Source organism: Rhodococcus huquni (assembly GCF_055231055.1).
In genome coordinates this window covers 65,952-72,150 of sequence record NZ_JBUYWE010000014.1, presented here as the reverse complement: position 1 = coordinate 72,150, position 6,199 = coordinate 65,952, and the positions used below count along the sequence as shown (strand labels likewise).

Genomic DNA, 6,199 nt, shown 5'->3' with positions numbered 1-6,199 from the left:
CTCGCTCGAACACCTTCGCTTCGTCACCACCGAACTCAACGAACGCCCCAGGGCGGCGCTAGGCTACCGCCCACCAGTCGAAAAGTTCGCTGAGCTCATCGGTGCATCCACCACTTGAAACCGCCTGACGCGAACCGGTGTGACATTGGTCGGGGTCGGGGTGGTGGATCCTGGCCCCGGCGGGTACTTGTGCGAGACAATCGACGTATGGCGTGGCTCGAAGTAGTGCGAAAAGGTGCCCTCACCACGATTCAAGATCGTGGCCGACCAGGCCACGCTGCCATCGGCGTGGGCGAATCCGGCGCTGCGGATCGCGAATCTCATGACGCCGCAAACCGCTTGGTAGGCAACACCATCGACGCCGCAACTCTGGAGGTGACGATGGGTGGGCTGGCATTGCGTTCGGTCGGCGCCACCTCCGTATCGGTTACCGGCGCACGCGCACCCCTGACCGTGAATTCGGTTCCCGTCCCCGACTATTCGATCCTTCATTTGCGGACCGGCGATCTCCTCGAAATCGATTACCCAGCAGTCGGATTGCGCACGTACGTTGCGGTACGAGGAGGCATGGACGTGCCCGCCGTACTCGGAAGCCGATCGACCGACTCCCTGTCGGGACTCGGCCCCGATCCCGTTCGAACCGGCGATCGTCTTCTCGCCGGGACCGAGATGCTCGATTGGCCTGCAGAGGATTTCATTCCGCCACCCGCCGAATCAGAGAATCCTGCTCGACTCCGAGTACGACTGGGTCCACGCGACAACTGGTTCACGTCCGCTTCACTCCACGCCTTGATCGAACAGGAGTGGTCGGTCACCAGCGACACCAACAGAGTCGGCGCCCGGCTGGACGGGCCGGGCCCACTCCATCGCAGCGAGCGAGGTGAACTCCCAACAGAGGGTATGGTCGCCGGCGCGCTGCAAGTGCCGCCCAACGGGAAGCCGATCCTCTTCCTGGCGGACCATCCACCGACAGGTGGCTACCCCGTGATCGCCGTTGTCGATTCCGGTGACCTCTCGATTGCCGCACAGCTACGACCGGGCCATCACGTCCGATTCGTTCCGTCCGAAGCCCACTAGATCGTCAACACGCTCTGTCAGTGCAGGTCGAGCGACTTGCTTTCCGAGTTGGACGCCCGTATATGTATGGGCTAGATCACAAAACTGATCTATACGTGATGTGACTCATCACCGTGCCGACATCCCTGGCGTCGGCCGAGCTATGCACCCGAATGGAGAACTGCATGTCTCGCTTCTCGCTGCGACGTCTCGTCGCAAGCACCGCCGTCGTGGCCGCCGCTGTCGGCGCCACACTGTCCGGTTCCGCTGTCGCATCAGCGGATGCCGCACACCCGAGCTCGAGTTCTGTCGAAACCAGCAACCTGACGATCACCAAGAGCGTGGTCGGCGACGGAACCGCCGCAGCCGGCGGGAAGGTCACATTTCGCACGACGGTCGCGGCCACCAACACACCGGTCCGATCGATCGAAGCAATCACCGACCGTCACCCTGCCGGATTCGAATACGTTCAGGGCAGCGCGAAGGTGAACGCCTTCCACCTCATCGGTGGGCAGAAGACCGAGGCGGTCAGCCCCACTGTGAACGTCAACGACCGGACGGTGACCGTGCACGGCGTATGGCCGGTGGACACCATCGGTAGCAAGACGGTGACGCTGGAAGTCACCTACCTCGTTCCCGACGACGCCCCCGTGGACACGTACCTCGAGACCGGTTCCGACGTCGATGTCGCGTTCTTCAGCACGCTGCAGACCGTATCCGGCGCATGGGTCCAGATCCGCGGGAAGAACCTCGGCGAATCCGTCACCTCGGGTTCAGCGGGCGCAGGCCTCGGTTCGTCCGACGGTGAAGGCGGATCAGGTTCTGCCGCACTGGGAGACCCGGCCGGCTTCCTCGGTGACGTGATCAGCAAGGTTCTGCAGAACGGAAGCTGACGTCAGGAACGCCGCCGGCGTGCGATGTCGGACAGCACCACGCCGGCGGCAACCGACGCATTGAGGGATTCGACGGGCCCTGCCATCGGAATACTCAGGATGGCGTCGCAGTTCTCACGCACCAAGCGTGACAGGCCTTTTCCTTCGGACCCCACCACGACCACAACCGGGCCCGTGCCGTCGAACTCGTCCAGAGTTGTGTCACCGCCGGCGTCCAGGCCGATGACCTGAACACCCTTCGATGCCCAATCCTTCAGCGTGCGAGTGAGGTTGGTTGCCCGAGCGATCGGGAGACGAGCTGCGGCGCCCGCGCTCGTTCGCCAGGCAACCGCAGTCACTGCGGCACTTCGACGTTCCGGGATCACCACGCCGTGACCACCGAAAGCGGCGACGGAACGCACGACCGCGCCCAGGTTGCGAGGATCGGTGATGTTGTCGAGCGCCACGAGAAGCGGGGCTTCCTGGTGCTTGCGGGCCTCTGCCATCAGATCGTCCGGGTGCGAGTACCGGTACGGCGGCACCTGCAGCGCGATCCCCTGGTGCATGCCGTTCGCGCTCATGCGGTCGAGTTCGTGCCGGGCCACTTCGAGGATCGAGATCCCGGCATCTGCGGCGAGTTGCGCCGATTCCTTCAGGCGATCGTCACTCTCGGCGCCCACCGCGACGTACAACGCGGTAGCGGGCACACCTGCACGCAGGCACTCCAGAACCGGGTTCCGACCGAGGACGTTCTCCGGACCGTCGGCGGGCTTACGGCCGCCGGTGGGGCGACCTCTGTTGGTCGGCCCCTTGTCGGCGGTCTTGGCCGCGCGTGCGGCGCGCTTGGCGGCGGGGTGCTTGGTACGGGCCTCTGCCGGCGGTGTCGCACCTCGCCCTTCGAGACCCTTGCGGCGACGGCCGCCGGAACCGGCGACCTGCCCCTTTTTCGTGCCAGTTTTGCGGACCGCTCCGCGACGACTCGAATTTCCTGCCATTACTACTGTCCTGCCTCGAGAGCCCACACGGGCCCGTTGGGGGTGTCGGTCACCTCGATACCGGCTTCGATCAGCCGATCCCGTACTTCGTCTGCCACAGCCCAGTTCTTCTCTGCGCGCGCCTGCTGACGTCGAGCCAGCTCGGCACGCACGAGCACATCCAGGGCATCGTGACCTGCGGCTGCGTCCGCGCTCTCCTTGGCCCAGTGCGGATCGAGCGGATCCACACCGAGGATCGACATCATCGCGCGCACCTGCGCCGCGATGTCACGGGCGGCGTCGAGCCGTCCTGCGTCCAGCGCGGTGTTGCCCTCGCGAACACTGCCGTGCACCTCTGCGAGTGCCGCCGGGACCGCGAGATCATCGTCGAGTGCCCGCGCGAACGCCTCGGTCCATTCGCCGATCACGACCTCGCCGGCACGCTCTGCAGTTCGATGAACGAACGATTCGACTCGCCGGAACGCCGCCGCGCCCTCTTCGAGCGCGGTATCGGAGTACTCGAGCATCGACCGATAGTGAGCACTGCCGAGGTAGTAGCGCAGTTCCTGCGGGCGCACCTTCTTCAGGACGTTCGGGATCGACAAGACGTTGCCGAGAGACTTCGACATCTTCTCGCCGCCCATGGTGACCCACCCGTTGTGGAGCCAGTACTGGGCGAAATCGTCGCCGGCACATTTGGCCTGGGCGATCTCGTTCTCGTGATGAGGGAAGACCAAATCCATTCCACCGCAGTGAATGTCGAAAGACTTCCCGAGGTAGAACTCGGCCATCGCCGAGCATTCGAGATGCCAACCCGGTCGGCCGCGGCCCCACGGCGTCGGCCACGAAGGCTCGCCGGGCTTGGCCGTCTTCCAGAGGGTGAAATCGCGCGGATCGCGTTTGCCCGCCGCGACACTCTCACCTTGATGCACATCGTCGAGCTTGTGTCCGGACAAGCTGCCGTACTGCGGATAGCTGACTACGTCGAAGTAGACGTCCCCACCGGAGGCATAGGCGTGACCGTTGTCGATGAGGCGCTGCATCATTTCGACCATTTGCGTCACGTGCCCGGTGGCGCGAGGCTCGATGGAGGGTGGCAGCACGCCCAACTGGTCGTATGCCCACGAGAAGGAACGCTCGAAGGTCGACGCCCACTCCCACCAGGGGCGCCCCGCCTCGGCCGCCTTGTTCAGGATCTTGTCGTCGATATCGGTGACGTTTCGCACGAAGGCGACGTCGTAGTCGTGGGCGAGCAGCCACCGACGCAGGACGTCGAAGGCGACGCCGCTGCGCACGTGACCGATATGAGGGTCACCCTGCACCGTTGCACCACACAGATACACCGATGCGTGTCCGGGGGCCAGCGGAACGAAGTCACGCACGGCCCGAGTCTCGGTGTCGAAGAGGCGCAGGGTCACGACCAGCGATCCTACCTGCCGCTACCGCGCACCATGACCAATGCGGTCGCCACAGCGGCGATACCTTCGCCACGCCCGGTGAGGCCCAGGCCGTCGGTGGTAGTCGCCGATACCGAGACCGGCGCTCCGAGAAGGGAGCCGAGTACTTCACGTGCCTCGGACCGACGAGGGCCGATCTTGGGTCTGTTGCCGATCACCTGGACCGCGGCGTTTCCTACCTCGAAGCCTGCTTCGTCGAGGAGCCTGCGCACCTCGGTGAGCATCCTCGCGCCGGTGACGCCGTCCCATTCCGGGCGGCCGGTGCCGAAGACGGAACCGAGGTCCCCCAGGTCTGCGGCCGAAAGCAGTGCGTCGCACAGAGCGTGGATCGCGACGTCGCCGTCCGAGTGGCCTTCGCAGCCGTCCGCGTCTTCGAAGAGCAGCCCCGCGATCCAGCACGGACGACCGTGCTCGATCGGGTGAACGTCCGTTCCTATTCCGACACGCACTGTGTTCCTTCCTCGCCCGACCCTGCTCCCGCATCCAGAAGAGCTCGCGCCAGCAGCAGATCGAGTTGGGTGGTGATCTTGAAGGCGTGGGGTTCACCCGCCACGGTACGAACCGGACACCCGATCCGCTCGACCAATCCGGCGTCGTCGGTCGCCACCTCGTCAGCAGCCTCGTAGGCCCGCCGAAGAGTGTCGGCGGAGAACCCCTGGGGCGTCTGCACCGCACGTAAGTCCGCCCGGTCGGGTGTTCCGACGACGGTGCCGTCCCCGTCCACGGTCTTGATCGTGTCGACAACCGGCAGCACTGGGATCACAGCCTCGCCACCGGCCCCCAGTTCGGCCACGACGCGTCGGATCAGCGAGGTGGGAGTCAGCGCCCGTGCCGCGTCGTGCACCAGCACGTATCGGGCATCCGACGCAGACTCCAGGCCGGCGCGGACCGAATCCGTCCGTTCCCGCCCACCGACCACGACCTGCACGCGATCGGGAAGGCCCTCACCGACAGTGCGGACCATGTCTTCGGGCACCACAACGACAACACGGTCGACAACCCCTGATGTCAGGAGGCCGTCGACCGCGCGTTCGAGCATGGTCTTGCCGCCGAGATCGACGAATGCCTTGGGTATATCCTCACCCAATCGCACTCCCCGACCTGCGGCGGGAACCAGAGCTACTACCGGACCATTCAGTTCGGTCACTGTATGGATGTACTGCTACGACGCAGCCGCGAGAACCTCGTCGAGGATCGTCTCGGCCTTGTCACTGTCGGTTCCTTCGGCCAATGCGAGTTCGCCGACCAGAATCTGACGGGCCTTGGCAAGCATCCGCTTCTCGCCCGCCGACAATCCACGATCCTGCTCACGACGCCACAGGTCACGAACAACCTCGGCGACCTTGTTCACGTCACCCGATGCGAGCTTCTCGAGATTTGCCTTGTACCGGCGAGACCAGTTGGTGGGTTCCTCGGTGTGCGGTGCCCTCAGAACCTGGAAGACCTTGTCGAGACCTTCTTGGCCGACGACATCCCTGACTCCGACGTACTCCGCATTGTCCGCTGGAACTCGAACCGTGAGATCGCCTTGCGCGACCTTGAGAACGAGGTATTCCTTCTGCTCACCCTTGATGGTGCGGGTTTCAATTGCTTCGATCAGCGCCGCACCGTGGTGGGGGTATACGACGGTGTCTCCGACCTTAAAAATCATCTGTCCCGTGCCCCTTTCGATCTTCCCAGTTTAACACGTGACCGAAACGACTGTGCACCAACGGTGCAGGTCAGGGGCACACCACGGTGAGCAGAGGGGTTGACAGGGGCTGCGATACGTGCATTCGGGTAGACCGAAACCGACCGTTCTGCAGCCCCGAACATGCACTCCCGCAAGCGTTGCGAGGGT

The 6,199-nt window shown here is 64.5% G+C and carries 7 protein-coding genes; 2 read left to right on the top strand and 5 right to left on the bottom strand.

Going from position 1 to position 6,199, the window contains the following annotated elements; translation table 11 throughout:
* The first annotated feature begins 207 nt into the window (after positions 1–207).
* Positions 208–1,077 carry a 5-oxoprolinase subunit C family protein gene (locus ACZI8R_RS19780; protein WP_463381374.1) on the top strand — a complete coding sequence of 290 codons (870 nt, stop codon included), beginning with the start codon at positions 208–210 and terminating at the stop codon, positions 1,075–1,077.
* A 164-nt stretch (positions 1,078–1,241) separates the two neighbouring features.
* The gene (locus ACZI8R_RS19775) at positions 1,242–1,949 is read left to right on the top strand and encodes a hypothetical protein (protein ID WP_463381373.1); all 708 of its coding nucleotides are present in this window, start codon (positions 1,242–1,244) and stop codon (positions 1,947–1,949) included.
* 2 nt (positions 1,950–1,951) lie between these two features.
* Here ACZI8R_RS19775 and rlmB read toward each other — a convergent pair whose 3' ends face one another.
* Genes rlmB through carD form a run of 5 tightly spaced genes read right to left on the bottom strand, consistent with a single transcriptional unit; the run spans position 1,952 to position 6,010 of the window.
* A complete protein-coding gene (gene rlmB / locus ACZI8R_RS19770; RefSeq protein WP_463381372.1) occupies positions 1,952–2,923 on the bottom strand; it encodes a 23S rRNA (guanosine(2251)-2'-O)-methyltransferase RlmB in 972 nt (323 codons plus the stop codon).
* Between the two features lie 2 nt (positions 2,924–2,925).
* Complete coding sequence (gene cysS, locus ACZI8R_RS19765) at positions 2,926–4,320, bottom strand: cysteine--tRNA ligase (RefSeq protein WP_463381371.1); 1,395 nt, start codon at positions 4,318–4,320, stop codon at positions 2,926–2,928.
* Between the two features lie 11 nt (positions 4,321–4,331).
* Positions 4,332–4,808 (bottom strand): 2-C-methyl-D-erythritol 2,4-cyclodiphosphate synthase, encoded by a 477-nt coding sequence (gene ispF / locus ACZI8R_RS19760; protein WP_463381370.1) that lies wholly within the window; start codon positions 4,806–4,808, stop codon positions 4,332–4,334.
* Positions 4,793–5,506, bottom strand: coding sequence for a 2-C-methyl-D-erythritol 4-phosphate cytidylyltransferase (ispD, locus tag ACZI8R_RS19755; protein WP_463381369.1), 714 nt, complete (start codon positions 5,504–5,506; stop codon positions 4,793–4,795). The genes ispF and ispD overlap by 16 nt, the downstream gene beginning before the upstream one ends.
* 15 nt (positions 5,507–5,521) lie before the next feature.
* Entirely contained in the window at positions 5,522–6,010 is a 489-nt protein-coding gene (gene carD / locus ACZI8R_RS19750; RefSeq protein ID WP_005262216.1) for an RNA polymerase-binding transcription factor CarD, read from the bottom strand.
* Positions 6,011–6,199: the final 189 nt, after the last annotated feature.

Coding starts and splice junctions, on each gene's coding strand:
- ACZI8R_RS19780 (WP_463381374.1), top strand. CDS start 208: ATGGCGTGGCTCGAAGTAGTGCGAAAAGGTGCCCTCACCACGATTCAA.
- carD (WP_005262216.1), bottom strand. CDS start 6,010: ATGATTTTTAAGGTCGGAGACACCGTCGTATACCCCCACCACGGTGCG.
- rlmB (WP_463381372.1), bottom strand. CDS start 2,923: ATGGCAGGAAATTCGAGTCGTCGCGGAGCGGTCCGCAAAACTGGCACG.
- ACZI8R_RS19775 (WP_463381373.1), top strand. CDS start 1,242: ATGTCTCGCTTCTCGCTGCGACGTCTCGTCGCAAGCACCGCCGTCGTG.